We start from the raw sequence: 26,877 nt of genomic DNA, 5'->3' as shown, positions 1-26,877 counted from the left end.
ATATTGAATGATAAATAATTGGAAATACATGAAAGTGCAAAAGGTATTGGTTGTAGGATGCGGAAATATGGGCACTTCGCATGCCCGAGCTTATCATAAGCTTGAACAATTTGAAATTATTGGATTGGTAAGTCGAAATCCTGAAAGTAGAAACAGATTGTCCAATGAATTAGGCGGACTACCCACGTATTCAGATTTTGATGAAGCGTTGAAAATCACCCAACCCGATGTGGTTTCCATCAACACCTACCCTGAAACTCATGCTGACTACGTAAGGAAAAGTCTAAAGGCCAAAGCCCATGTTTTTGTGGAAAAACCTATTGCAACTACCGTTGAAGATTCCATAGCATTGGCCCAATTGGCCAAGGCCAATAATCTAAAGTTGGTGGTGGGTTATATTTTAAGGGTGCACCCCGCATGGAAAAAATTTGTTTCCCTTGCCCAAGGTTTAGGCAAACCTTTGGTCATGCGCATGAACCTAAATCAGCAAAGTTGTGGTATCCAATGGGAAACGCATAAGAATCTCATGAAATCGATGTCACCTATTGTGGATTGCGGTGTGCATTATGTGGATGTCATGTGTCTTATGACGCAAGCAAAACCCGTAAAGGTCAGTGCCATTGGTGCCAAACTATCCAATGAAATAGATGCCGAAATGTACAACTATGGCCAGTTACAAGTGACCTTTGATGATGGCTCCGTAGGTTGGTATGAAGCCGGCTGGGGGCCTATGATAAGCGAAACTGCCTTTTTTGTGAAGGATGTTATGGGTCCAAACGGAAGTGTGAGCATCGCGGAAAAAACTGATACCGAATCCCAGAATATTGACGAGCATACGCAGACGGGAGCGTTGCATCTGCACTACAGCGATGTGGATGAAAATGGCAATTTTACCAAGAAAGATGAATTGATTCCCATTGAAAATGAACCTTCCCATGATGAGCTTTGCCAATTGGAACAAGAATATCTGATCAAAGCTATTGAAGAAGATTTGGACATGACCCAGCACTTGGACGATGCTGTGAACAGCCTCAATATTGTTCTGGCGGCTGATGAATCGTTTCGAACGGGAAAAACGGTATACCTCGATTAAACCGGGTTCTCGTTCAAAATAAAGCAATCGACATTAGGATGCTTCCACAGCAAAGAGGCTGGGCACATAGGGTCAACTTTTGAAGACAGCAATTGTTTTTTGGCTTCCTCCTTTCCTTCCCCAGAAACCAGAAGCAACACTTTTTTGGAATTCAGGATGTCTCGAATACCCAATGTCATGCCATACTCTGGTTTTTCTGCTTGACCCGCAACCATACTATGTTCCTGGGATAATTGGCTCAATCTGGCCACATGACATTTTTGGGCCGGAGAAGCAGGAGGTTCATTGAATCCAAGATGTCCATTTTTACCGAGACCCAATACACACAAATCAATGGGGCCATGCTGGTTCAACAAATGTCCTATTCGAAGACATTCATCTGTTGGCTCGGTGGTTCGTGCATTAAACGCAATATAATTTTTGTCCGGGATTTCCAGCGGAGCGATAAGTTCCTTTTGCAAATACGCCTCACAGCTTCCATTTTGATTTTCCAATCCCACCCATTCATCCAATTTGATTATGCGCAACTTGTTGTAGCGTTCTTTATAGATTTTGGCATCTTCAACCAATGCACGATACACCGGTAAAGGTGAACTGCCTGTTGCGGTACACATGAGCAAACCCGGGTTCCCATCAATCTCTTGGATTAACAAATCTGCAGCAGCGCCTATGAAATGTTCCTTGTTTTTAAAATGGTGGATCCGCATGTTGTCATTGGGTTTTGACCTTCTCAACCAATCGCAAGGTGAACCATCCACTCAATAGCCCTACCAGCAACAAAACCATTGAAAGCGTATATCTGCCAAGTACCGCGTGGCCAACACTGAAGAGAATACTGTTTAGGAAAACAACACCAAAAGCAAATCCCATCCAACTCTTCTTCGTCCCTTCGCTTTGTGTCTTATTGGAAACTTCTTGAGAGGCTATTGGTGCCCACCACCCTTTTGGTCTTACTTTTTTATAAAAAGAAATAAGCTTGTCATTTGCTACCGGTTTGGTCATAAACGTAACACCTAGACTGATTGCAGTTGATAACAGTAGAATAACCGTTGCCCTGATCAATGCATGCTCATCATTGTACCAAATATTTATTTTGTTGAGGAAAGCTTCATTACACCACCCTATTTTATGAAGTCCTTTGACGATTAAATGTCCATTGGCCAATATCAAAGCTGAAATCATCGCGGTTATTTCCGACCATGCGTTGATTCTCCACCAGAACCATCGGAGCATCAAAATTATAGCAATTCCCGAAACAATTTCAATGATGTAAATCCAAGCTCCAGCGATACTTTCCATTTGCCAAGCCGCCATTGCGGAAAGCAATAGCAAACCCGTAATACCTATTCGCGAAACCAACAGGTAGTGGGAAGCTGTGCCATCTTTCTTTATAAAGCGTTTATAGATATCATTTACAATATAAGATCCTCCCCAACATAGATGCGTATCAACGGTACTCATAAATGCAGCCATAAATGCCGCCACTAAAAGTCCCTTCAAGCCAGCGGGCAATACTTCTAGAATCATCATGGGATACGCCAGTTCTGGATCAGCCAATAAGGCATCAGAAGCTTCTGAAATTGGTAAAATAACAATTGACCCCAAACCAACCACAATCCATGGCCAAGTAAGGATGACCACGCCAGCAACTGCAAACCACAAAGAGGCTTTTATGGCATGCTTTTCCGCTTTGGCAGAAAACAACCGCTGAACGATATAACCATCTCCTTGGGCCTGCCCCAACCATAGAATTCCTATAAGGCATACAAATGCAATCATCTCCGTAGGTCCAATATGTGAAAGGTCGGGTAGCATATCCAGTACGCCTGGTGGCGCATCCGTGCGTGAAGCTATTTGAACGGCCAATTCCGTAGGTCCGCCTACCTGGACCAAAATCAGAATAGCCAATAGTATCGTGCTGATGGTTCCTGCTGAGAAGTGAAGCATGTCCAAAAAAACCACTCCTTTGATGCCTGAAAGCAAGGTGTGAATCAATGCGTAGCTGCATGTAACAACAAGCGCAAATTCAGCACTCCAACCCAACATGATCTGGGAAAACTTCAACATGGCCAACATAACCCAGCCCAATGTGATACAATTCTTGAAAATTCCGTAGAATGCGGCAGTAAATCCACGAAGTGCCGAGGCCGATTTCCCGCTGTACCGCATTTCAATAAGTTCGGCATCGGTCAAGATTTCGGACCTCCGCCAGTATTTGGCATAAAAAAACACCATCATCATAATCCCAAGTCCCAAATACCACCAAAGCCAATTCGCATAAATGCCCTTACTTCTCACTAAAGCGGTCACCGCTAGTGGCGCATCCGTAGCAAACCAGGTTGCCGCAATGGATGTTCCCAACAACCACCAGGGCAAACTTCTTCCGGCCACAAAAAAATCTGTGATGTTCTTGGACTTATGTTTGGCAATAAAAAGACCTATTGTCACGGTAATCAACATATAGAGCACAATAACAACCCAATCCAGTGTTTCAAGCCCCATATATTGCCTTATTTATTTTTTGAAAAGAATATGTCATCAATTTAAGGTAGGTAAAACTTCTTTTTGCAAATCCAACATCTCATTGCACATCGCAATGGCATTTTTATAGGAATCTACCGTAGGTTCAATTAAAATGGCCTGTAACAATTTATCCTTTGATTTTTCTTGATAGGCTTCAACCAATAATTGATGGATGCTTGCATGCAATCGTATGGTGGCAGCGATAGCCTCGGGCATGGCCTCAAGTTGAATCCCCTGGATTCCAGATGCATCACAAAAAGCCGGCACTTCAACAACAAGGTCATCTGGTAAATTGGGAATTGCTCCGTTGTTGGGTATATTAACCGCTTCCAACCATTGTTTTTGGCCCGTGACCATGGATTCCATAATTAGTGTTGCTATTTCCCCTGAGCTTTTAAAGCTGCCATCTTCGTTCTCCAAAACAATTTCTTCAGTGCTTCCGACCGGTAACAGTTTTTTGTTCCAATCCTTCACCCAAGGGCGCTCGTAGTTTACACGGTCCACGGTGTAAACACCTTCAGGAATCTGGTCATTTTCCCATGGGTGCCCATCATATGGATCATAGAAGAATTGCAATTGGGGTATAACAAATTCCTCGGCCCAACGCAGGTATTCCCCATAGTGATTGGACGCTGGCGACGGCCATTGACCAAATCTTCTGAATAAAATCCTTCCCAGTGCCAATTCATGCCATTTTGCAAGCCAATCCCCTTTTTGTTCTATTTCACGCAGTGTTGGATAAAGGTCCTTCCCAGTAGTTTTATGCTTTATTTCTTGGAACCAGGTAAAATGGTTGATTCCACAGGCTTTGGTCTGTAATTCGTCCAAGGGAATGTCCAGCAATTCCGAAAGCTGTTCACGGCCCATGAAAACACCATGGCAAAGTCCAACGGCCTTAATGCTGGTCAATCGAGTTACGGCCTCACATATTTTATGTTCAGGATTGGAAAAATTCAACAATAATGCATTCGGACAAAGTTCTTCCATTGCTCTTGCCAGGTCCATAATAACCTTAATGTTCCGTAATGCATGAAACAGGGAACCCACTCCTCCATTTTCACCATAAACCTGTTTAAACCCATATTTTCTTGGAACATGAAAATCCTGTGACCAGTAGACATTCCGGTCTTTTTCAAGAGCACAGATGACGAAGTCCGCATTTCGGATAGCCTCATCCCTGTTTGTTCCTGAATTGATTTTTACATTTCGATTCAATTTTTCCTTGACGTAGGTTGCATGGGAATGGACATGGTCTAAGTGTGCTTTTTCAATATCCATAAGGTATATTTCCAAGTCGCGGGAACACAACGCTTCGTTTAACAAAATATCTTGAACGATAATTGGACCAAATTGAAGACTTCCAGCTCCTATGTAGGCAATTTTCAACATAGTATTGGTAATTAGTTGGTTATGGACAACCTTTAAAATACGATTCGATTTAAAGTTAGCGTAGTTCCTTCAAATAAAAGAAACAATGGACACAAAAGATTTTATGTTTTAAGGTAAAGGGCTGCGTTCGTAGTTAAAGAAATTATAGGTGTTGAAAAACCTCTTGCAACAGTTCGTTGACCAACTCATATCGCAAAAGTGGTCCATTTTGGGATCTGCTCTGATTATTCAGCATGGCGATGCTGACTTTTGTAGTTGGGTCATAGAACATATAGGAGCCATATCCGCGCATTCCTCCAGTATGTCCCCACAAGGAGCTATTCCCAAAAGTTACCTCCCTTACCCCTAGTCCATACCCAGTAGCGATAGGGTCACCTAGAGGAGTAAAATTCAACATCTTATTTTTGGTAGCTTGTGACAATAGGGAGCCATTGAATAAGTGCTGTGCCCACATGGAGAGGTCGGATGCGGTTGAAAATACGTCAGCTGCTGTATAAAAGACACTATGGTAGGCCGGACCAAATTCAGAGGATATGTCTTGTAAGGTGCCATCTCCGTTGCTATCTCTCCAGGGCGTAGCAATTGGACCAACCAAATTTTCATTTGCAGGAAAATAGGTGTTCCCCAACTGCAAAGGCGTAAATAGTTTTTCCCGAAATACCTCTCCCACTGTTTTTTGGGTGACAGCTTCGATAATCAATCCCAAAATAAGATAATTGGAATTGGAGTATTCAAATCTATCCCCTGGAGCAAATACCGGTTCTCCAACATAGTCTGCCAATTCTACAGGAGGGATCGCAGTTCCGAGATCGCCTTCAACCCTGGGCCAAATATCTGGATGTCTGAAATAACCCAAAAGTCCAGCAAAATGACCTAACAGTTGTTGAATGGTTATGGACTCATCAATATTCACAGAATTAAGCGTCAGCCATTTGCTGATAGGATCATCCAAACTTAATTCACCTTCTTCCTCCAACTTAAGGACAGCAGCTGCAACAAAGGTCTTGGTGATACTGGCGATACCAAAACGCATATCTCCTGTAATGGGAGTGTTATTGTTGGAAATACCTCCTTGCAGCCTCCAACGTTCTTCTCCATCCACTCGAATGGAAACCGATACTCCCAGTAACTTATCCGAACCAATTTTTGAATCGACAACGCCTTGAAGTTCTTCAAGAAATAAGGCCGCTTCATCGATAGGCACCTCATTATTTTCTCCGTCGCTGGAACAGGCAACCAACAGTAAAACGCAAACAAAAGCTTTAAGAGTTTTCATGAATAGAGTACTATTTGAATTCGGCAAAGCCAATTCTAACTTAGAATGCACTTAAAAATAACAGATTTAACCTTTGAATTATAAAGATTCGTCGGCTTTTTTACTTTTAATCCACTCTACCATATATTTAATAAGCTTCCCGTTCACTCCTTCAACCTCCTGGTTAAGGCTACTCTTTTCCGAAGGGGTGTCCAAAAGCCAATGGTCTGCATTGGGAAATTCCTTGTAGGTTGCGATTCCTTTTTGATTTTTATTGACCATTTCGGCAATCAGTTCGTGCTCCTTCCCTGAGGAAACAAAATCTGAACTCCCATGTATGGCCAAAACATCTACTTTGTTTTCGCTCCATGTTTTATAAGTGTCCACATCAGCTACATCCTGAAAATAACTGTAATGCATTGGGTAGTTTTCACAGTTATCGCCCATGGTTTTATCAATTTTTCTGATTTCATCCGGAGTCATCTTCTCTGTAAAAAAATAATGTAGACGTTGTTGTTCCCGCTGCATATGTGCATTCAATTTTTCTGGGGAAATACCACTGAGCCGTGCTTGACGAAAGGTGTTTTCCAATTCATAGGAGTACCAGTCTTTCCCTCCAGTACCATACACCACCATTCCCTTTACATCAATTTCCGATGCCAGCAGAGGTGCCATTATTCCGCCCATACTTATACCGACTATAAAGACATTGGTTTGATCTACATTTTCATAGGATTTAAGTTTTTCCAATCCCGCCTGAAAGTGATTCAAGTCGGTGGTAAAGTTGATGTCCTGGCATGGAGGTCCTTGGCTATCCCCCACCCCAGAGCGCTCCATACGCATCGTAATAAATCCGTTTTGGGTCAAGGAAGTGATCAAATCGGAAACCCCATTCATATTTTTAAAAGGATTTTCGACCCTGCCACAGCCAATTCCCTGGATGATATAAACAGCCGGAAGTTTGGCCTCATCCGATTTTGGTGTGGTGATAATGGATCGTATCATATAATCGTTCACATTCACCGCATCATAGCTCGTTTCGTAGTCCGGGTGATATTCTCTTGGAAATTCCGTCAAAGTCATTTTCTTTGAAATCACCTTTTCATTCCTAATCAATTTAATTTTGACCTTATCGCCTGAGCGTTGATTGCCAATGAGTTTTTTGAAAGTAGCCTTGGAATCTATTTCAGCATTGTTATAGGAAAAAATAATATCCCCTTTTTCAAGTCCGGCACCTTCAGAAGAAGATTTAGGAACCACATACTTCACCTCTACTCCTTCAGGTAGTCGGTCTGAACGTTTTTGCTCCGGGGTATCATAAGCAACACCCAACAGTGGTTTGCGTTCCAAGGTCTGGGCGGTCAATGAGATGGAAAGAAATAGTACAAGATAACTAAGGCTGATTTTGATTGATGACATAATTTTAAGTTTATAGATTGTTTAAATATTTCTCGGGAATCTTGTTCTCTTCGGTTTCAGTGGCCCATGTGGTACTGGCGATCCACCATCTTCCATCCATTCGAACCAGCTGATAACTGTTTATCCCTTTTTTATCGTAAGTCCCTTTTAAATTTTTGGCATGATAGGACTGAAACACATTTGCAACCCCATTGAATTCATTGATGCTTAAACCAAGCACTTTTTCATCAAAACCATCCCTTCCATAAAGCGGGCCTACGTATCGAATGAATTCTTCGACGGTAAAGGACTGCACTCTGTTTGCAGGATTTTTTGCCTTTGGATTCAACAGTATTTTTTGTGCTGTTGGCAGGAACAGGTTCCGATACTCTTTCCAGTCGGGTTCCTCGCCTACGTCCACAGATATAATTTCGAGCATTTTGTTTACAGTTTCTTCCACCGTTTGATACTTAGAGTGCTGAGCCACACCAACGTGGATGGAAGCCATAAATAGAATTTGTATTATTTTCCTGCTCATAATTGTTGTTTATGGGTTAAACTTTGCCAGGCCATTTCCAATGTCGTTGAGACCATCTTGTCGGTCACTTCGAATTCGTGATTTAGCTTTATTTGAATGATGGTTGAAAGACTGTTGTACAACCATCTCATGATCAGCACTGGATGAATGTCCACGAAAATGCCAGCGCTTATCCCCTCTTCGACCAAATCAAAAGCGTTTTGGTAAAAAACCCGGGCATCTTCCCGAAGCTGGTTCGGAATTAAGGGGGAATAGCTATAGGTATCATGGAATCGAAAACGATTGGGATACTTTGTATAATAATCATAACCTTTCATCCAAAGCAAAGCGAATCGTTCTTTGAAAGCCATCGCATCCTCATCCTCATTAAAGGCGATATGTCTTCCCAAATCTTCAAGAATATAGAGATATACTCCTTCAATAAGTTCCTCTTTACTTTTAAAATGATGGTAAATGGTGCCAACAGCAACGCCAGAAGTCTCAGAAATCTGCGCCATCGATGTTTTTTGAATACCTTGATCTACAAACAGATTTAAGGCGGTTTCCAATAAATCTGCCTTTTTATCTACAGTTTTTATCATAATGACTGAATGTTCATTCGGTAAGTTATAAAATTTCCATGAAATATGAATCTTTTTTGTTTTTCAGGCTTTGACTGTTCTAAAATTTGAACGAGCACGTTAATTGCTTATTTTGTAAATTTTGAAGACCGATGAAATGGATTACTAGAGAACGTCCAAAAATAGATCGTTTAGCCTGCCCCTGGCTTGTTAAAAAATTTGTTGACCCTGAAGCCGAATTCTTTTACGTAAAATACGAAGATGTAAAAGCTAAGGCAATTGAATTGGGTGCGGTGCCATTCGATATTCCGGATGTGGAATATACCCATTATCGAGATCAATGCACTTTCGATTTCATTGTTGAAAAGCATGGGATTACAGACCCTGCTGTTTTTACCATAGCCAAAATTGTCAGGGCAGCTGATACGGATAGATATGACCTGGCCTCGCAAGCCTCGGGATTATGGGCAATTACGGCAGGGCTAGCCCACAATATTGAAGATGATCAAGAATTGCTACAAGTGGGTATGCTTATTTATGATGCACTCTATTCGTGGGCGAAATATCATAAAGGTGAAAAGCACGGCCAAAACCCAAAAGAGCATCTTCTTTTGGAGGTTTACCGAAAATTCATCAAGCAAAAATCCACTCTTAAAAAAATTCCCGATTGGGTCAACGAACTAAAGGAAATCATCCAAGATCAGATAGATACGGAATTAACCTTGAGCTTGAATGAAATATCCAAGACCCTTCAAGTCCACCCCTCCTATCTTTCAAGAGAGTTTTCAAAATATTTTGATAATGTTGGTTTTGGTGAATACATCCGAAAATTACGGATAGAAAAAGCTCTTGATTTACTGGAAACGACCAACTATTCCCTGTCTGAAATTGCATATTTAAGCGGGTTTTCGGATCAAAGTCATTTCACCAGAATTTTTAAAAAACACATGGGGATTCCTCCAAGTCTTTACAGAAAAAACAAATCCCTAGGGACCAAAAAGTAAAGTATATACCAATAGTAAGATTCGTTCTATTTATTGCAAGTATTAGTTTTTAGTCTTGTGAAAAAAGACAATGTATAAACTATTGTTTAAATCGGCTCTCCGAAACATCCTGAACAAAAAATTCTATACTGTAATTAACGGTGTAGGGCTTACCCTGGGACTCCTAACATTTTTTGCCGTTGTTCTGCATGTTTCTTATGAAAAAAACTATGATAAGTTCCATAAAAAAGCTGACAATATATATAGGCTCACTTCGGCTACAAAGGAAAGAACTGCAGCTATAGTCCCATATAGATGGGGCAATCAAATGAAGGAAGATATCGCCGAAATTGAAAATGTCGTATCCTTTCAGAACATTACTATAGCACTTACGGTTAAAAAAGGCTCCGAAATCTATGCACAACATGGTTTTCTGGGAGTTGATTCTACTTTCTTGGACATCTTTGATTACCCTGTACTTCAAGGAAACAGAAATGAACTCTTAAGAAAACCAGATAAAATGGTTATCACGCCCCAAATAGCAGTTAAATATTTTAATGGGGAAAATCCTATTGGTAAAACTCTAAAGGTAAACCTCTGGGGAACTGATGTAACGTTTGAGATCGAGGGCATTGTAGATTGTCCAAAGAATGCACATTTACAATTCAAGTTTCTTATCCCTATTGATCCCGTAAAAAAGAACTTTTTTGCTCCCACAGCATTTGACTCTTGGAGCACACATTTTGCACACTCCTATTTTCTCATGAAAGATGGTTTTAACCAACAAAAGGTAGAACGGGATTTAAAATCTTTCCTAGTCAACCACGGAGGTAATCAATTAGCGGACAAATACACTCCTGCCCTGCAGCCATTAACAGATGTCTATCTAAAATCGCATGGTATCCATTTTGACTTTCAACCTAGAGGTGATAATCAGCAAATCTATATTTTATTGGCCGTTGCTGTTGGGATTCTGATCATGGCCATTATCAACTTTACCAACATTGGTTCGGCCCAATCATTAAGTCGTTTGAAAGAAACCAGCGTACGAAAGATTCTAGGATCGCGGAAAACGGATTTGTTTCTTCAGTTTATCCTTGAGTCCACCATTTTGGTGCTATTTTCAACCGTAATCGCCATACTGCTGTTGTTCTTTTTCAATACATTTTTAACCAATTTTGCTGGAGTAACTTTTCTTTCTCCTGAATCCATTACACTGCCTAATCTTCTTGTTGTTCTTAGTATTGGTTTACTAATAGGAATAATCAGCGGAATATACCCAGCATTACTTACTTCCTCTTTTAAACCCATCAGTATTTTAAGCTCCAGGTTTGGTGGTAAGTTAAAAAGTGGACGAACAGGAAAGATTCTTGTTGTTATTCAATTTAGTCTGGCAATTGTTTTATTAAGTGCTACGGGCATAGTGTATAAACAAATTCAGTACATGGTCGATAAGGATCTGGGATTTAACAAGGAACAGATAATTATTTTGAGCAGTGCAAGAGAGGTGGCTTCAAATCCTTTAAAAATGGAACTGTTTAAAAATACCATTCTTGAATTTGAGGATGTCCTTTCTGCGACTGCCACTTCTTCTTTTCCTGGTGATCATGAGGGACAGTGGTCTGCCAGATACATTCCAGAAGGCATGACTCCTGATGAAAGTGTTTCGCTGTGGTCCATCTACGCTGATCATGATTTTGTTAAAACATATGATCTTGAAATTGTAAACGGTCGCGACTTTAACAAAGACATAAGTTCAGATTCAACTGTCACACTTCTCAATGAAGCAGCTGTAGAGCTATTTTCCAATTCAAATCCTTTATGGAAAAGTGCTCCATTGGACAGGTATCTGGAATCCGGAGGAGTACGAAGTCGGGTTATCGGGGTTCTTAAGGATTTTCACTTTCAATCTCTAAAACAAGAAATGAATCCATTGGTCATACAAATCAATCCTGAAAACGCGTTTTCAATCCAGATTCGGTTAAAGGCTTCTTCAATTGCCCAAGGAATACAAATAGTGGAATCTTCATGGAAAAAATTGTTTCCTGAAATTCCGTTTGGCTACAGTTTTTTAGATCAACGATTTGCCATTCACTTTGCATCGGATCAAAAATTGGGGAAAGCGCTGCAAATCTTTACATTCCTTTCCATTGTAATAGCAGCCCTTGGATTGTTTGGACTTGCCACGTTCTTGGTCCATCAGAAATCAAGGGAGATAAGCATTAGGAAACTTATGGGAGCGCCGGAAAACCAACTGACTTTGATGCTTTGCTGGGATTTTCTCAAACTGATTGTAATCGCAAATATTATTGCAATTCCCTTGAGTTATTTGCTAATGCATAATTGGCTACAAGGGTTTTCATTCAAAGAAAATCTGTCCTTGTCCGTATTTGCCCTGTCATCAGGATTGAGCGTTGTAATTGCCACCATAAGTATTTGGAAACAAGCGTACAAAACATCCACCGTCAACCCTATTGAAATTTTAAACAAAGAGTAGCGCTTAAATCAACTTCATTAATGTCTAAGATGTTTTCAGAGGATTATGCTGTTGTATCTCCTAATGTCAGTTATAGGTAACCCGGTAAATGGCATCACCAAAATCATCTGAAATCAACATAGAGCCATCCTTCAAAAACAGCATGTCAACCGGCCTACCAAAGGCTTCCTGCTTTTCTTCGTCAAGCCATCCGTCGATAAAAGGTTCATAGCTCACGGCCTTATTTCCTTCAAGTTTTACCAAGGTAATGCGGTAGCCCACCTTTGATGACCTGTTCCAAGAGCCATGTTCTGCCACAAAAGCATAGTCTCTGTATTTTTCTGGAAACATATCTCCCCTATAAAACTTCACCGCCAATGGAGCAACATGCGCTCCCATGGCCTGCGCAGGAGGCACAAAATCAGAACATGGAAATTTGTCCCCGAACTCTGGATCCTTAACCGTTCCTCCGTGGCAATACGGGTATCCAAAATGTTGACCAGCTTCTGTTGCAACGTTCAATTCACATGGTGGAATGTCATCCCCTAGCATGTCTCTTCCATTATCGGTAAACCAAAGTTCCCCAGTTTCAGGATGCCATGTAAATCCAACAGTATTTCTGACTCCTTTGGCATAAATCTCCCTGTTGCTACCATCTGGATCCATTCGTGTTATGGTTGCAAAACGCTCATCTTCAGCCGTACGTTCGCAAATGTTACAGGGTGCACCAACCGGGACATACAACTTATCATCGGGGCCGAAGGCAATATACTTCCATCCGTGATGGAACTCCGTCGGATAATCATCATAAATCACCTCAGGCTCAGGTAAATTCGACAATTGGTTTTCGATATTTGGATAGCGCAATAATCTACTGACCTCTGCAACATAAAGTGATCCATCCCTAAAGGCCACGCCATTGGGTGCCTCAAGAGTCGTATCCAAGACCATTATTTTTTCTGCATAAAAATCATTGTCCAAATCCTGAAGCGCATAGATGGTGTTCTCATTTCGGGTACCCACGAACAAAGTACCATCATCTCCCATGGCCATAGATCTGGCTCCATCCAGTCCTTGGGCGAACACCTGGATCTTAAAGCCGGGCGGCAGGTTTAAATTGGCAAGTGGTAAATCGGTTTCATGCTCGACTGCAGGCGCGGATTGTGCCATTTGGTCTTCGCTATCATTCTTCTGCTCCTTCTTGGTGTTGCAAGAACCAATCAAAAGGAATAAAAGAATCAACAAATAAGGCTTCGGGAGTGTTACATTTCTTTTTAATGCATTCATAACATCAAATTGCTTTAGGTTATGAAATTAGCCTAATAAAACCAATATCTAGCGCAAGAATGCTTAAATTTTGATATATAACATTCTCTATTGGGAAACATCGAAATTTAACTTATAGAATTCCGAATACTATTCCATCTTAAACAATACGTTGAAAGTAGAAATTACAGTTTAATGACCGTGTTTTGTTTGATAATTAATCCTCAAAAACCGCAGTTGTTTCCGAAACAGAAAAATTGCCTGCACCATCTTTGCTTATTACCTGAATTTCATAAATGGTGTTCACAATAACAGCTATTGGATCCAAAGTTGATACGGTAAGGTCCACATGTTCCTCTATAATGGCCCCATCTTCGCTTATGGTAACATCAAACATCAATTCATCCCCATCTTCATCACTCCCCTGCCATGAAACATTCATTTCTGAAGAATTGGAATTAAAATCAACTGTAATCTCGGCTGCATACGGCACATAATTTCCAATGGGTTCCCCAGGGGCGGTGAAAGAAAATGTATCACTTGCCGTTTCTCCGTCATCATTTTTAGAAATAATGGACCATGAATATGATTTTCCTCTATCCAAAACCACCTTAGTTTCGGTTGCACTTAATGTCTGGCTAAATATTTCATTTTGTGATTCAAACACTTTTAACTCGTAGCTATCGGCAAATTCTGCTGATGTCCATTCAAAAAAGATTTCTGCTTTGGAAGGCTCACTTGAGACATCTTGGAATTCTGAACATGGTTCGCCGTTAGCCGGCAAAAGACCTTGCGCTTTTTTAGGTAAATTAACTACTATAGGGTCTGGATCAGGGTCCGGGGTTGAATCGCCAGAGCCACCACATGAAAATAAAATTCCAACTAAAGAGATTGAAAAAAAAGCATTTCTGATATTTCCCATCATTTTTTGATAATCTTAAAGGTTTGGGTCTGTCCATTGGATGTTATCTGCACCGGATAAACTCCAGCCTCCAAGGATTGTACATTTATGAACGCATTCTCATTTTGAATAATTTCCTTTTGCAAAACCAACCTACCAGTTAAATCGAAAACCTTAACTGATAAAGTGTTCTGGTAATATCCTCCGATATTTACATTGCTAGAACTTATGATAGGATATAAATGCAATTCCTCAGAGAATGAAAAAGAATCGAAAATTTTACCCTGACAATCACTTTTTCCAGAAATGGAGATAGTGTTTTGAGCGTCTAATTTGGTAATTAAAATACTATTCTCGCCAGATGATTCAAACCGGTAATTTCTTATTTTTCCATTGAGCTCAACCGTATATTCATAACTTCCTGAAACTTGATAAACAGCAGTTTTATTTTGAAAATCCAGTGATTCTCTTTTACCTGTCACTGAATTCACCTCATTTATCGTAACTCCATAGACCTGTTCATAGCGTATATTAGGTATGGTAACCGTAATACTGTAATCACCTGTTGCTAAATCTTCAATGGATAAAGGTTTCGAAAGGGAAATATTGGAGAAATTGTTGGAGTAATTTTCACCTTCTATTGAAATGTCAAAAATATGGGAATCGAGTACCGTAGAAATCTCAATTTTGCCATTTGCCATACCCACGCATGTTGGAGTTTCTGCGTAAACCAAAATCGCATCAATGGCAATCCTCTCACATCCATTTTCATTTACCTCTACCCCTTCCCGAGTATCCAAACAAGTGTCCAAATGGTCTAAAACTCCATCACTGTCATTATCTTCATTGCATAATGGAATTTTTCCATCATCAAAAATCACCCATCCGTAATCATCAATCAAACTTTGTCTTGCTTCTTCCCCCGCACAAAATTGCCTACCATCTGCACCCATAGCCACTCCATTTTCAAGGGTTGGTAATTGACTCCAAGCAATCAACAGCTTATCATAATTATCCAAGGACAGTCCAGAGTCACTTAACATACCACTCATGTCTGTAACTTTCCCCACATCCCAACCAGAAAGGTCTTGATTGAACGAAGATGCCTCATTAAACATTGAGTTCAAGTCCGTAACGTTGCTTACATCCCACACTCCAATATCTTGATTAAATTCAGACGCCCTTAAAAACATTCCTCCAGTGTTGTTGACGTTACTTATATCCCATCCACTGATATCTTGGTTAAAAGAGGATTGCGCAAACATTACATTCATACTGGTAACATTGCTCACATCCCAAGAGCCAATATCTTGATTAAATGAAGCCGCTCCACTGAACATGGCATCCATTGTCAAGACATTGGAAACATTCCATGCATCTATATTTTGGTTAAAGCTGCTCGCCGCGGCAAACATTTGTGTCATGCTATTAACATTGCCCACATTCCACAAACCTATATCTTGATCAAAAGTAGAAGCTCTGTAAAACATGGAAAACATTATTTCAACATTTGCCACATCCCAAGAACCTATATCCTGATTGAATGAACTTGAACCTTCGAAAACCGATGTCATTATGGTAACATTGGATGTGTCCCATTTTCCTATGTCCATATTAAATTTGGAAGCATCCCTGAATATATTGCTTAAACTTGTGATGGTACTGATATCCCAATCCTCAAAAGCTGATGTCCCTATTAATTCCTCACAAGCGACAAACATCGTAGCCAACGAAGTAGCGGCAGAAAGATTAGGTAAATCAATAGCTTTTACATCAAGGTTTGAACATCCCGCAAATGCCCATTCCATGGATTCCCATGCCATACTTCCCCATTGGTCTACACTTAAGATTTTTTCTGTATCCCCTTGTTGCATAAACTGAATTTGGGGGAAATCCCCGTCGATGGATATTTGATACGTTCCAGGAGCCGAATAAGTGTGCGTTATATCGCCGGTTACATTTGTGTCCGAAGTGCCATCTCCCCAATCCACTGTGTAGGAATATGTGTTTCCAATATTTGTGGGAATCGTGATTTGGTTATTTTCTGAAGCTCCAGGATTGTCTGTTTTCCAGGTGGTGATAAAAGGGCAATTTTTACCGCCATCAGTGATGATCCAGCCATAGTTATCGATAATTCTTTTCCTTGAGACTTCCCCTGAACAATATTCCACACCCCCAAGGTCAAATCGCACATTGTTCTGAAGCGAAGGTAATTGGCCCCAACCTACTAAAATAGTATCATAGTTATTTTGAGATAGCCCAGAGCCTTGGAACATTTGAGTCATATTTTCAACATTGGTCACATTCCACAGACCCAAATCTTGGTCAAATCCACTAGCATTTCTGAACATTGATTCCATATTGGTCACACTTGAAGTATCCCAATTACCTATGTCCTGGTTAAAATTAATTGCTCCCTGGAACATAGATTTCATATTGGTCGCTGAGCCAATACTCCAATCACCTAAATCTTGATCAAACAGAACGGCTCCGTTGAACATAGACTCCATGTTTCTAACCGAGCTCACATCCCATCCGCTTATATCTTGATCAAAAGATGTGCTTACAAAAAACATTCCTGCCATGTTTTGTACATTTCCCACATCCCATCCACTAATATCTTGATTAAAACTAGAAGCTCCGTTGAACAGTGACTCCATAGTAGTGGCTGAACTTACATCCCAGTTGGTGATATCTTGATTAAAATGCGATAGGCCCCCAAGCATACCGGCCAGATTTATAACATTGCTAACATCCCAATCTCCAATGGGCTGATTAAATGGCGTTGCCCCTGAAAACATGGACCCCATTCGGATTACATTACTTACGTCCCAGAGATTAAAAGAAACGTTGCCAACCAGGGATTTGCATCTAGAGAACATATTGTTCATGGAGGTTACAATGGTCAAGTTAGGGGCATCAAAAGCTTTTACATCCAAATTTGTACAACCTATGAAAGAATTCTCCATAGAACTCCAGATGTTATTGCCCCATTGATCCACGGATAAAATTTTATCAACGTCACTTTCATTTCCAATGAAACCAGCAAAATAAATTCTTGGGAATTCTCCAGTAATTTCAATCCGATAGGTTCCCGGAACTTCATAGGTATGGTTAATGTCACCGTTTACGCCTGTATCGAAAGTACCATCACCCCAATCAACGGTATAGTTATAAGATTCACCCGAAAAAGTCGGAATAGTAATCTGGTCATCCGCGGAAACTCCGGGGTTATCTGTTTTCCAAGTTGTTGTAAAAGCTCCAGGAGTTGGCGGAAGTAAAGCTTCTGCTCTTGGGAGCTTCCAAACACTAGAGGCGAAAGCCCCTGCAAATATTTCGTCTCCCTTTAGCAGCAACTTGTCAAGAGCCTGAAGGCCTATACCAGGGCTATGACTATACCAGGAGTCCCTATTTTCTGAGGTCATAAAAAAACCATCACGGGTCGCAGCAAAAATTCTTCCTCTACTAATTTCTACGTCGTGTACCGGAATAAATTCAAAATGTACAAAAGACCAGTTTTGCCCCAAATCCTCACTCACCAGAAGCCCTCTAGCAGTGGCAGCATAAAGCTTACCCTCCACCAATTTTAGGTTATAGGTATAATAAAATCCATTGGGAATGGTAATATTGTCCCATGAAGCTCCCAAATCTTGTGTTATGTACATTTCAGCATCCGCAGTGCTAACTACTATGGTATTTCCTTGGATTAAAATACTTGTAAAAGATGTCCCTTGGTTAAGACCATCAATCTCCAAGGTGTTCCAAGTATCTGTGTTATCAGTGGATAAATATATTCCTGTGTCCGAGGGAGATGGACCCGTTACGAACACACCGTTATCATATCCGAAAACATCAGTGGCATTATTTAGACCTGGGTCTAACTTTCTAATCCAATTGTCTCCCTCATTGGAAGATTCATAAATACCCCCTCCAGTGGCTATATAGGTATTCCCTCCAACTTCGATGATTTCATTTATCGTCCAAGAATTAATAGCGTCAAGACCATTGTTTACCCTGGTCCATGATTCTCCGTTATCTTTCGACCTATAGATTCCTTGACTGTTGGTGCCGGCTAGCAAGGTATCATCATAACCATAAAGTGCATTGATGTTAACATTTAGAATTCCTTCATTGGACAAGGACCAAGAAACTCCAGAATCCAAAGATTCATAAATCCCCTCTGTGGTACTCATTAATATTTTTCCACCTGCAAAAAACAAATAGTTTACAAAACTATTGGTATTTGAATTCTGGGCCTGTGTCCAGTTTAGTCCTTGATTATCCGTATAAAAATATCGCCCTGAACTAGTTGCTGCATGAACTCGACCTTCATGATTTATAAGTTCAACAATAGTACTCCCTCCAGTCAGGGAAACTTGACTCCAACTAGCAAAATTGTCATCGGATATAAAAACACTTCCATCATTGGCGGCATAAAATACATCGTCAGTAGCGTTCAAAGCCCTCAGTCCATTTGGGCTTAAGCCTGGAATAGCAATTTGTTGCCAAGAGGCTCCGTTATCGGAGGATTCATATAAAGTAGGTCTCCCAGCGGCATAAACCTTTCCATTGTATACTTCAAAATCTTGAAATTGAACATTTGCAATATCTCCCCCGACGTAGGACCAGTTTAAGCCGCCGTCATTGGAATATGAGATTCCACCATTCGCATTGCCAGCGTAAATATTGGGGCCATCAACAAGTAAGGTATAAAAAGTATCATTAAATGTAATGTTTACATCCTCCCAACTTTCACCGGCATCAGTAGATTTATAGATTCCACTATATGTAACAGCCGCATAGAGATTATCTCCCGATGTAACCAGTGCATTAATTCCTGTGTTCATTGGCAACCCGCTATTGCTCGCTTGCCACGAATCTCCATTATCGATCGACCTATAAATACCTCCATTACCCGATGACGCAATGAGGACAGAACCTACTTGAACTATCTCACGTATTGAACCACCCGTAGGTCCATTGGTTTGTTGCCATTGGGCGTATCCCGTTCCGAGTGAAGTAAAAAGAATTATGGCTAACAGTAAAAATCTCTTCATAAGTAGGTTTGAATTGGTTGTTATTATTTGGAAAATGCACAAGTAACAAAAAAAATATTTGTAATTCAATTTATTGGCATTTTGTAAGAAGTTTAGACATAATCACTTGTTTTATCCACAAAGGAATCAATGCAACTTAAATTCTGAGCGGGCAGAGGCTATCAATTGATTATTAAGACCCTACTTAGCTATTACATTTATCCAGAAAGACAAATCTGAAACGTTCATGACGTTTTCATACAAGTTCAAGACAAAACTTACTTTCATGTTATTTTAAAAAATTCAATTAACCTTTTTTGTAGTATCATTTTAAAACGAACGGTAATGAACAGAAAAACTTTTCTAAAACAGAACTTACTTTTTGGCGGAGTCATGGTATTGGGCCCGGGTACTCTTAAAGCAGCTACAGGAAGCGGTCAAGAAGATCTTTTTGATTCGGAATTAATATTGGAATTTGTTTTCTCTGCGCATAAAAGTCTGGAAGAAACCAAAAAAATACTTGACAGGTATCCTCTTTTATTGAACTGCACGAGTCAATTCAAAAAGGGGGACTTTGAAACAGCCGTTGGCGGTGCATCCCATATGGGCAGAAAGGATATTGCGGACTTCTTGGTAAGTAGGGGCGCAAGACTTGACATCTTTAACTATGCTTTTTTGGGTTATGATGATTTTATAAAAAAATGGGTCTCGGACTACCCAAACTTTTTGAATGCCCCAGGACCTCATGGGTTTACCCTGCTGCATCACGCGGAAGTTGGCGGCCGTAAAGACTTGGCAGCATGGCTACGATACCAAGGTTTGACGGAAAAGATGTTCAAAGGAGTTTTTGGATAATATTGAAGACCGTTGGTTTTAATTCAATGGGATATATTTGGTAACTTACATGTTCTCTTTTTAAACTCCAGCGCGTGCTAATTCTTAGAAACGAAAGAAGGTTCTTGTATATATCGACCATTATCTTGATCGTGGTTTTTGCGATTACCTTGGTCCAAAATGTGATACGGTATAGCAATCACGACAGCTATAGTATATGGGTATCTATACTTTACCTCTGTGTTTCGGTGCTGTTCTTCATCCCTGTGGTTGCCATTTCTTTGAAAATCCAAATTGAGCTACATAAAAAGTATGGTAAATGGTATTGGGGGTTGATTATAGGGTTGATACCTGTTAGCCTATTCCTTTTTTATTTGATCACGAATATCGTCCTCCACGCACTTGGTTATTTTGACCATTTTGTTGATATGGAATATGCCCGTTACTATTTTGGGAGAGAGGCGCTCTATCATTTATTGATGCTGCTTGGATCTGCAGTGTATGTTCATCTTACGAAAAGAAAGGTCCAGACCATCGATGTGTTCAAGGGGCGAAAAAAATTGACAATCGAACTGCAAAGTGTGGATTGGATTGAAGCAGATGGCCACTATGCAAACTTTTATGTATCCGATGAAGCTTTTATAAAGCGCGAAAAACTAGGCTTACTTGCCAAAACATTAGGGCCAGGTTTTGTTCGAATCCACAGAAAATACATTGTAAATAAAAGTCAAATAAAGTCCAAGGAAAAGCAAGGAAGAGACGAATACCTTATCCTCAATTCCGGAATACGTTTAAAAATCGGGCAGTCATTTAAACCAATAAACTGGTAACCACACTTACTCAGAATCGTACTTTTCAACCTCTCCATTGTACCAAATAGCAGTTCTATGTGTACTGTTGATATTAATGGTACTTGATAAATCAGGGAACAACTCGGCAGCGACATCAAATGCTTCCGTACCGTCGGCTATTCTGAACGTGACAGTATATCCTGATGTTCTGGCATTGGAAACAATTTCGAAATCCTTGGGAACGCCATCAAACTGAACACCAGTTCTATTGGAATTGTACGGCGCAGCTATTTGTCGTTCGCCGTAGTACGGCAAATCCGCAGAAACACTATCCTTAAAAACCCTGAGATAGCTTGAGCTGCCTGTAAGGTCAATTCTGTTGACAGTGCTTCCCTGTGGCAACAGACCGGCATTGGCAACTCTACTTATCGTTCCGGTCGCCAAAGGTCTAGCGGAAATAACATTGATCACAAAAGACTTATCCGAAACCAACGAATTTAAACCTTCTATTTGAGCGGCAGTTGGGGCCATTTGTTTACCGGAGCCACAACCGACCAAAATCAATAGAGAAAAGAAAAATGAAAATTTCTTGAATATCGACATAGCTTTTTTTTCAGCCTATACAAGATACATGATCTTCAAACAATTTCCGATTTTAACTGTATCTTTAACGTATAACCCAGCCAACATTTATGAAAGTCCTGCTTCGCGGCGCTGTCCTTTTTTCAGCCTTATCCGTTGTTTCATTATCAGCACAAAAAACCTCTGAACGAGATTCAGTTCGCACCACACCACAATACTCCGCAACGGAGATTCCCCAAGGTCCAGAAATTGATGGCGAAATATTGAATGATCCCGTTTGGCAAAGTGTTCCGGCCATTGGAAATCTAATCCAAATACGACCCAATTATGGTCAACCAGTATCCGAAAAGACAGAAATACGCATAGCCTATACGGCCAGCACCTTTTATGTTTCGGTTATTTGCTATGATACCGATGCGGCCAATATTGTGGTCTCCGATTCGCGTCGCGATGCCAGTCTTAATGATGAGGACAGTTTTTTGTTCATTATTGACACCTATCACGACCGGCAAAATGGATTCCTTTTTGGAACCAATGCGCAAGGAATGGAATATGATGCACAAATTGACAACGAGGGAATTGGAAACTTTAATACCAATAGGCAGCAGGGAGGTGTAATTGGAGGGACAAACCTAAATTGGGATGCCACATGGACCGTTAAAGCACAACTGGGAGACTATGGCTGGAGTGCAGAGTTCGCCATTCCTTTTCGATCTCTGCGTTTCGCCCCTGGAAAAAATAGGACCTGGGGACTTAATTTTAGACGAAACATCAGCAAGAACACAGAAACTGCATATTGGACCTCCCTCCCACTAGGTTTTGATATGAAGCGGCTTTCGATGGCGGGTGAGCTCAATGGTCTCAACCTGAAGAATCCCGGTAATCTAAAATTGATTCCGTATGCTTTGGGCCAATTTGTGAATGACCAGTCTGTTTCACCAAGTGAGACAGATACCAATTTTGAAGTTGGCGCCGATATCAAATACAGTATTACTCCAAGTTTGACATTGGACCTCACTTATAACACCGATTTTGCACAAGTAGAGGTTGATGACCAGCAAGTAAACTTGGACAGATTCAATCTCTTTTTTCCAGAGAAGCGGGCCTTCTTTCTGGAAAACGCGGGACAGTTTAGTGTGGGAAGCCCAGGCGAGGTCGACCTCTTTTTTAGTAGAAGGATCGGTATTGGTAATGATGGAAGTCTAGTACCCATTATCGGTGGTGCCAGACTATCAGGAAAAGTAGGGCAAACCAATGTAGGTTTGTTGAGTATGTTCACGGATGATGTGGATTTGGCCGGAATCCAAAAGAACAATTTTTCAGTGGCCAGGGTGAATCATGACTTTCAAGGAACCAGATCTTCGCTAGGTGGAATTTTCATCAATAGGTCCGGGCTTGGCGATGTGGATAATGATTATAACCGGGTATACGCCATGGATGGAAAATGGGGAATCGGAAACAAGGCCGAGATCAATGGTTTCATTGCCAAAAGCACAACTCCAGGCATTCAAGATGATGACCATGCCTACAAAATCTTGGCAAGATACAACTGGAATGGATGGGATTTGCGGGCAGGATATACCGAGGTCGGCGAGGGATTTAATCCAGAAGTGGGCTTTTTACAACGTACGGCCTTTCGCAAACCGGAATTTTTGATATGGAAAGCACATCGCTTAAAAAATGGAGGACAATTATTGGAAATGCGTCCCCATGTCTCCTACAGAGGCTATTGGAATTTCGATGATGAGCTGGTCACCGGATTTTTGCACGTTGACAATCATTGGGAATTTAAAAGTGGTTTCGAAATACATACGGGGATAAACTTTACAACTGAAAGAGTACTCCAGGATTTCAATATTTCGGATGTTACTGTGCCGATTGGTAATTATAAGAATGAAGAACTACAGTTTATACTCATCACCAATCCGAACAACGCCTTTTCGTTGGATACACGAACGCTCATCGGAGGATATTTTAATGGAAAACGTATTACGAACAGCGGTACGGCTAGATATCGAATAGGAGATCGCTTTAATTCCTCACTCATATTTAGTCATAGTGACATTCAATTGGACACTGGAAACCTAACAGCACTTGTGGGTGGTTTGCGCTTGTCTTACTCGTTCACGCCAAGGTTATTCCTCCAGAGCCTTATCCAACGAAACAATGTATCTGAAATCACTTCGGCCAACATACGCTTTGGATGGCTTCAAAATGCCAATACCGGTCTTTTTGTGGTCTTTAATATCGTTAAGGATGATAACGATCTGGACCTTTTGAACAATCAGATCATTACCGTAAAGTATACACATCGAATAGATATACTCAATTAGATTACCCGGAAAACAAAACTGGAGAGTCCTGTCTTAGCTATCTTTTAAACCGCGCGAAAATGGCAAGGCTCTTCTTTGTATTGATAAAATAAACGCCCGTTAGAAGAATTACGGCTGCAATCACCGATTGCATGGTGATTTTTTCTCCCAAAAAATACCATCCTAAAATAAGCGCCACTATTGGGTTTACATAGGTGGATGTGGCCACCTTTTCCGGAGAAACGGACTTTAAAAGATAGTTGAACGAGGTAAACGCCAAAATGCTCCCGAAAATCACCAGCAAAACCATTACCACTTGAACCTCCGTACTCCAATCCACAGGGGACGCCCACTCCTCTCCAAATCCAAAGCTCATCAGGGCCAAGATTATTCCAGCAGTAAACATTTGATATCCTGTGTTCACAAAATAGTTGGATGGTAAATCCGCTTTTGCTACAAAAAGACTTCCATAACCCCAACTCAACATACAGACGAAGATCATGATCATTCCCATGATGGACCCTTCTTGGGTTATAATCTGCTTTTGGCTCACCAGCAGATAGATTCCAACAATTCCTAATATCACCCCGATAATGGACATGGGTTGAATCTTTTTTCCTTGCAAAATCCACATCAACAACAAAATTATAAGTGGTTGGGCGGATATTTCCAGGGCAGCGAAGCCTGTGTCCACATATTTTAATGCCCAGACCACTACCCCATTGCCAAAGCTCAAGAACAAAAATCCTGCGATAATGGTATTTATCAGTTGCTTTCTGGTAATGGAAAGATTAATGCCCATGATTCTTGCCAAAACAAAAATCAAAATCCCAGCTGTGGTAAACCGACATGAAGCCAACATAAAGGGTGGAAGTTCCAATACTGCTATCTTATTGAGCAGGTAGGTAGATCCCCATATCACGTAAATGGCAAAGAAGGCCAGGATTATCAAAGTTGTGTTTGAGGACTTGCTCATAACATTGTCTGATTGATGCATACAATATTACGGATGTTTGAAGGAGTAGAAAATAGATGCTTCAAGTTTTATTCAAACTTTCGCAGAAACCAAACAATGTTCTCTTAAAAATATTTATTGGTGGCCAATAAGTAAGCTGCCATGCCTTTTTCCAGTTCATCAAACCGCTTTAGATGCTCTTTGATCTCCGTTTCCAAATTACTTACCATGTCAGATTTCTTCTTAAGCAAATCCATGATACGATTTTGGTTAAGGTCGAACTGTTTGAAACTATGTTTTAGGGCATAGAATTTTTCAAAACAAGAAGAATCATGGGGCTCACAAGTGTATGAGTTTAGTTTCTTGGACAAGGTCTGGATAATCGTATGGTTTCTATCCATCCGAATCAACAACTCTTGGATTTTGGCCTTATTTTTTTGAGTTACATTTCCCATTCCGTTTTGTTTAACGCCCCCAACCATTAAAACACTCCTTTAAGTTACTAATTATCTTACAATTTTCCACGAATTTAACGCTAATTTTAACCTCAAAACTGCAAGTACCTTGGCGGTAGGATTAAATAACACTTTAGTAATCAAAAGTTTACAATTTAAACGAGCGAGCACGGCAATATGAGCATATCTCTGGAAAATGGATTTTTTGAAATGAACCAAAGGTTCAACAAAATGGCTTGTGCTGGTAGAATCGTAAGTTATTTAGTATGTTAATGACCAAGTAATCATTCTGAATTTGTGAAACTATGAAGCTTCCAACTACTTTTTTTGCCGTATTCGTTTTACTACTGACATCTACCGGCATTCAATCACAAAAAGTCGAAATTACCAATGCGGAAATCTCGTTTGTCTTTGTTTCAAAAGAGGTAAAGGGAACGTTTTCAGGTTTCGAATCCACATCCAGAATTGATTTGGATAATCTTGAAAATTCAGTCTTTCAAGGTTCGGTGGTTTCAAAAACACTGGATACCAACAATGGCCTTCGCAATTGGTCCTTACGCGGAGGCAAGTATTTTGATGTGAATGACTTTCCAAAAATTCACTTCCGAAGTACCAAGACGCTTTTAGAAGGTGATAAACTGATTGTGACCGGTGATTTGACCATTAAGGAAACATCAAAACCTATAACCATAACATTTACACGAAACCAAAATCAGTTGATTGGCAATACTTCGCTGTATGCTATCGATTATGGCATCAAAATCAAGAAAAAGCGGGAAGATAATTTGGTGAAGGTGAAAATGATTTTTGATTTAAAATAATCTATCTCCCGAAAAGAGCTGAATGTATTTTTCCTACTCCCCAGTTTCCCAAAGGAAAGTAGAGTGCAAAGAACAGCGCCATTCCCAAACTGAAATTCCTGATATTGAAAAAATGATCTAGTATATTATCGGGAAAGGCGTATGAAGTCCCCAAAGCATAGCCGCCAAATTCCAGCAATCCCATGGCTACCAATCCATAGGCGTATTGCGCATGAAATGGTAGACCGCGCAATAATAATGATATGGGCACCATATAAAAAATATAGCAGCTAATTACTTGCCACCAATAGGTGAACTTGGCAATCTCAACTTGGGTTCCAAACCAATCCATACCCATCCCCCAGAGAAAATAAACGATACAATAGATAGCAATAAGACGCTTATCAACTGATAATTTTCCTTTTGCATAGTCCAAAAAGTCCTTCATAATTTTATGGTGTGATTTTATTTGTCAGCTATCTTGGCATCTATAATATTCAAAGCATCTTTTACGGTTTGCATCCCGTCCATATCCTCATTTTCGAGCATAATATCGAAGGCATCTTCAACATCCAAAACGATATCCACAAGGTTAGCTGAATTGATATTCAACTCTTGGGTAAAGTTACTATTGATGTTGATGGATTCGGCGGCAACGTCATCTGGTAAATAGGTTTGTACTATTTGCTTTAATTTTTGATATCGTTCTTCTTGCATTCTTATTTGGTTG

General features: G+C 40.4%; 22 protein-coding genes. 7 read left to right on the top strand and 15 right to left on the bottom strand.

Annotation, left to right across the window (positions count from 1 at the left end; genetic code table 11):
* Window positions 1-28: 28 nt before the first annotated feature.
* Window positions 29-1,093: a Gfo/Idh/MocA family protein gene (locus tag ACULLH_RS12125; protein WP_454089013.1), complete on the top strand. Its 1,065-nt coding sequence runs from the start codon at window positions 29-31 to the stop codon at window positions 1,091-1,093.
* Here the strand turns inward: ACULLH_RS12125 and ACULLH_RS12120 are convergent.
* The 7 genes from ACULLH_RS12120 to ACULLH_RS12090 form a co-directional block, all read right to left on the bottom strand.
* Entirely contained in the window at window positions 1,090-1,800 is a 711-nt protein-coding gene (locus ACULLH_RS12120) for a galactosamine-6-phosphate isomerase (RefSeq protein ID WP_454089012.1), read from the bottom strand. The genes ACULLH_RS12125 and ACULLH_RS12120 overlap by 4 nt on opposite strands.
* 4 nt (window positions 1,801-1,804) lie before the next feature.
* Window positions 1,805-3,595 carry a sodium:solute symporter family protein gene (locus ACULLH_RS12115; protein WP_454089011.1) on the bottom strand — a complete coding sequence of 597 codons (1,791 nt, stop codon included), beginning with the start codon at window positions 3,593-3,595 and terminating at the stop codon, window positions 1,805-1,807.
* Window positions 3,596-3,631: 36 nt separating this feature from the next.
* Window positions 3,632-5,005 (bottom strand): family 4 glycosyl hydrolase, encoded by a 1,374-nt coding sequence (locus ACULLH_RS12110; protein ID WP_454089010.1) that lies wholly within the window; start codon window positions 5,003-5,005, stop codon window positions 3,632-3,634.
* Between the two features lie 142 nt (window positions 5,006-5,147).
* Window positions 5,148-6,281, bottom strand: a complete 1,134-nt coding sequence (locus tag ACULLH_RS12105; RefSeq protein ID WP_454089009.1) for a serine hydrolase domain-containing protein — start codon at window positions 6,279-6,281, stop codon at window positions 5,148-5,150.
* 78 nt (window positions 6,282-6,359) lie between these two features.
* Complete coding sequence (locus ACULLH_RS12100; RefSeq protein WP_454089008.1) at window positions 6,360-7,679, bottom strand: alpha/beta fold hydrolase; 1,320 nt, start codon at window positions 7,677-7,679, stop codon at window positions 6,360-6,362.
* A 10-nt stretch (window positions 7,680-7,689) separates the two neighbouring features.
* Window positions 7,690-8,196 carry a hypothetical protein gene (locus ACULLH_RS12095; RefSeq protein ID WP_454089007.1) on the bottom strand — a complete coding sequence of 169 codons (507 nt, stop codon included), beginning with the start codon at window positions 8,194-8,196 and terminating at the stop codon, window positions 7,690-7,692.
* Window positions 8,193-8,777, bottom strand: a complete 585-nt coding sequence (locus tag ACULLH_RS12090; RefSeq protein WP_454089006.1) for a TetR/AcrR family transcriptional regulator — start codon at window positions 8,775-8,777, stop codon at window positions 8,193-8,195. The genes ACULLH_RS12095 and ACULLH_RS12090 overlap by 4 nt, the downstream gene beginning before the upstream one ends.
* Before the next feature lie 131 nt (window positions 8,778-8,908).
* Between ACULLH_RS12090 and ACULLH_RS12085 the strand changes: the two genes are divergently transcribed.
* Window positions 8,909-9,760 (top strand): chromate resistance protein ChrB domain-containing protein, encoded by an 852-nt coding sequence (locus ACULLH_RS12085; protein WP_454089005.1) that lies wholly within the window; start codon window positions 8,909-8,911, stop codon window positions 9,758-9,760.
* 70 nt (window positions 9,761-9,830) lie between these two features.
* A complete protein-coding gene (locus tag ACULLH_RS12080) occupies window positions 9,831-12,236 on the top strand; it encodes an ABC transporter permease (RefSeq protein ID WP_454089004.1) in 2,406 nt (801 codons plus the stop codon).
* Window positions 12,237-12,302: 66 nt separating this feature from the next.
* Here ACULLH_RS12080 and ACULLH_RS12075 read toward each other — a convergent pair whose 3' ends face one another.
* The 3 genes from ACULLH_RS12075 to ACULLH_RS12065 all read right to left on the bottom strand — a co-directional run bounded on the left by ACULLH_RS12075 (window position 12,303) and on the right by ACULLH_RS12065 (window position 19,439).
* The gene (locus ACULLH_RS12075) at window positions 12,303-13,502 is read right to left on the bottom strand and encodes a PQQ-dependent sugar dehydrogenase (RefSeq protein ID WP_454089003.1); all 1,200 of its coding nucleotides are present in this window, start codon (window positions 13,500-13,502) and stop codon (window positions 12,303-12,305) included.
* A gap of 196 nt (window positions 13,503-13,698) precedes the next feature.
* Window positions 13,699-14,406: a hypothetical protein gene (locus ACULLH_RS12070; RefSeq protein WP_454089002.1), complete on the bottom strand. Its 708-nt coding sequence runs from the start codon at window positions 14,404-14,406 to the stop codon at window positions 13,699-13,701.
* Window positions 14,403-19,439 carry a BspA family leucine-rich repeat surface protein gene (locus ACULLH_RS12065; protein WP_454089001.1) on the bottom strand — a complete coding sequence of 1,679 codons (5,037 nt, stop codon included), beginning with the start codon at window positions 19,437-19,439 and terminating at the stop codon, window positions 14,403-14,405. The genes ACULLH_RS12070 and ACULLH_RS12065 overlap by 4 nt, the downstream gene beginning before the upstream one ends.
* Before the next feature lie 324 nt (window positions 19,440-19,763).
* On the opposite strand from ACULLH_RS12065, the gene ACULLH_RS12060 reads away from it, so the two are divergent.
* Window positions 19,764-20,273: a hypothetical protein gene (locus tag ACULLH_RS12060; protein WP_454089000.1), complete on the top strand. Its 510-nt coding sequence runs from the start codon at window positions 19,764-19,766 to the stop codon at window positions 20,271-20,273.
* A gap of 74 nt (window positions 20,274-20,347) precedes the next feature.
* Window positions 20,348-21,082 (top strand): LytR/AlgR family response regulator transcription factor, encoded by a 735-nt coding sequence (locus ACULLH_RS12055; protein ID WP_454088999.1) that lies wholly within the window; start codon window positions 20,348-20,350, stop codon window positions 21,080-21,082.
* Window positions 21,083-21,088: 6 nt separating this feature from the next.
* Here ACULLH_RS12055 and ACULLH_RS12050 read toward each other — a convergent pair whose 3' ends face one another.
* Entirely contained in the window at window positions 21,089-21,646 is a 558-nt protein-coding gene (locus ACULLH_RS12050) for a DUF4251 domain-containing protein (RefSeq protein WP_454088998.1), read from the bottom strand.
* Window positions 21,647-21,735: 89 nt separating this feature from the next.
* On the opposite strand from ACULLH_RS12050, the gene ACULLH_RS12045 reads away from it, so the two are divergent.
* Window positions 21,736-23,958: a DUF5916 domain-containing protein gene (locus tag ACULLH_RS12045; RefSeq protein WP_454088997.1), complete on the top strand. Its 2,223-nt coding sequence runs from the start codon at window positions 21,736-21,738 to the stop codon at window positions 23,956-23,958.
* A 37-nt stretch (window positions 23,959-23,995) separates the two neighbouring features.
* Here the strand turns inward: ACULLH_RS12045 and ACULLH_RS12040 are convergent, their stop codons facing one another.
* Window positions 23,996-24,913, bottom strand: coding sequence for an EamA family transporter (locus ACULLH_RS12040; RefSeq protein ID WP_454088996.1), 918 nt, complete (start codon window positions 24,911-24,913; stop codon window positions 23,996-23,998).
* 104 nt (window positions 24,914-25,017) lie between these two features.
* Window positions 25,018-25,347, bottom strand: a complete 330-nt coding sequence (locus ACULLH_RS12035) for a hypothetical protein (RefSeq protein WP_454088995.1) — start codon at window positions 25,345-25,347, stop codon at window positions 25,018-25,020.
* A 305-nt stretch (window positions 25,348-25,652) separates the two neighbouring features.
* On the opposite strand from ACULLH_RS12035, the gene ACULLH_RS12030 reads away from it, so the two are divergent.
* Window positions 25,653-26,168 (top strand): YceI family protein, encoded by a 516-nt coding sequence (locus ACULLH_RS12030; protein WP_454088994.1) that lies wholly within the window; start codon window positions 25,653-25,655, stop codon window positions 26,166-26,168.
* Between the two features lies 1 nt (window position 26,169).
* Here ACULLH_RS12030 and ACULLH_RS12025 read toward each other — a convergent pair whose 3' ends face one another.
* Both ACULLH_RS12025 and ACULLH_RS12020 read right to left on the bottom strand, forming a co-directional pair.
* A complete protein-coding gene (locus tag ACULLH_RS12025) occupies window positions 26,170-26,595 on the bottom strand; it encodes a hypothetical protein (RefSeq protein ID WP_454088993.1) in 426 nt (141 codons plus the stop codon).
* A 17-nt stretch (window positions 26,596-26,612) separates the two neighbouring features.
* The gene (locus ACULLH_RS12020) at window positions 26,613-26,864 is read right to left on the bottom strand and encodes an acyl carrier protein (protein ID WP_454088992.1); all 252 of its coding nucleotides are present in this window, start codon (window positions 26,862-26,864) and stop codon (window positions 26,613-26,615) included.
* Window positions 26,865-26,877 lie beyond the last annotated feature (13 nt).

This window comes from Flagellimonas sp. 2504JD4-2 (genome assembly GCF_053642935.1).
Note: the sequence above shows the minus strand (reverse complement) of the source record. Positions and strands in the feature narration are given on the sequence as shown.

Excerpts from the sequence above, each read along its gene's own strand:
- ACULLH_RS12070 (WP_454089002.1), bottom strand. The coding sequence starts at position 14,406 with ATGATGGGAAATATCAGAAATGCTTTTTTTTCAATCTCTTTAGTTGGA.
- ACULLH_RS12030 (WP_454088994.1), top strand. The coding sequence starts at position 25,653 with ATGAAGCTTCCAACTACTTTTTTTGCCGTATTCGTTTTACTACTGACA.
- ACULLH_RS12125 (WP_454089013.1), top strand. The coding sequence starts at position 29 with ATGAAAGTGCAAAAGGTATTGGTTGTAGGATGCGGAAATATGGGCACT.
- ACULLH_RS12045 (WP_454088997.1), top strand. The coding sequence starts at position 21,736 with ATGAAAGTCCTGCTTCGCGGCGCTGTCCTTTTTTCAGCCTTATCCGTT.
- ACULLH_RS12080 (WP_454089004.1), top strand. The coding sequence starts at position 9,831 with ATGTATAAACTATTGTTTAAATCGGCTCTCCGAAACATCCTGAACAAA.
- ACULLH_RS12020 (WP_454088992.1), bottom strand. The coding sequence starts at position 26,864 with ATGCAAGAAGAACGATATCAAAAATTAAAGCAAATAGTACAAACCTAT.
- ACULLH_RS12075 (WP_454089003.1), bottom strand. The coding sequence starts at position 13,502 with ATGAATGCATTAAAAAGAAATGTAACACTCCCGAAGCCTTATTTGTTG.
- ACULLH_RS12090 (WP_454089006.1), bottom strand. The coding sequence starts at position 8,777 with ATGATAAAAACTGTAGATAAAAAGGCAGATTTATTGGAAACCGCCTTA.
- ACULLH_RS12115 (WP_454089011.1), bottom strand. The coding sequence starts at position 3,595 with ATGGGGCTTGAAACACTGGATTGGGTTGTTATTGTGCTCTATATGTTG.
- ACULLH_RS12035 (WP_454088995.1), bottom strand. The coding sequence starts at position 25,347 with ATGGGAAATGTAACTCAAAAAAATAAGGCCAAAATCCAAGAGTTGTTG.
- ACULLH_RS12050 (WP_454088998.1), bottom strand. The coding sequence starts at position 21,646 with ATGTCGATATTCAAGAAATTTTCATTTTTCTTTTCTCTATTGATTTTG.
- ACULLH_RS12025 (WP_454088993.1), bottom strand. The coding sequence starts at position 26,595 with ATGAAGGACTTTTTGGACTATGCAAAAGGAAAATTATCAGTTGATAAG.
- ACULLH_RS12095 (WP_454089007.1), bottom strand. The coding sequence starts at position 8,196 with ATGAGCAGGAAAATAATACAAATTCTATTTATGGCTTCCATCCACGTT.
- ACULLH_RS12120 (WP_454089012.1), bottom strand. The coding sequence starts at position 1,800 with ATGCGGATCCACCATTTTAAAAACAAGGAACATTTCATAGGCGCTGCT.
- ACULLH_RS12105 (WP_454089009.1), bottom strand. The coding sequence starts at position 6,281 with ATGAAAACTCTTAAAGCTTTTGTTTGCGTTTTACTGTTGGTTGCCTGT.
- ACULLH_RS12085 (WP_454089005.1), top strand. The coding sequence starts at position 8,909 with ATGAAATGGATTACTAGAGAACGTCCAAAAATAGATCGTTTAGCCTGC.
- ACULLH_RS12060 (WP_454089000.1), top strand. The coding sequence starts at position 19,764 with ATGAACAGAAAAACTTTTCTAAAACAGAACTTACTTTTTGGCGGAGTC.
- ACULLH_RS12065 (WP_454089001.1), bottom strand. The coding sequence starts at position 19,439 with ATGAAGAGATTTTTACTGTTAGCCATAATTCTTTTTACTTCACTCGGA.
- ACULLH_RS12100 (WP_454089008.1), bottom strand. The coding sequence starts at position 7,679 with ATGTCATCAATCAAAATCAGCCTTAGTTATCTTGTACTATTTCTTTCC.
- ACULLH_RS12040 (WP_454088996.1), bottom strand. The coding sequence starts at position 24,913 with ATGAGCAAGTCCTCAAACACAACTTTGATAATCCTGGCCTTCTTTGCC.
- ACULLH_RS12110 (WP_454089010.1), bottom strand. The coding sequence starts at position 5,005 with ATGTTGAAAATTGCCTACATAGGAGCTGGAAGTCTTCAATTTGGTCCA.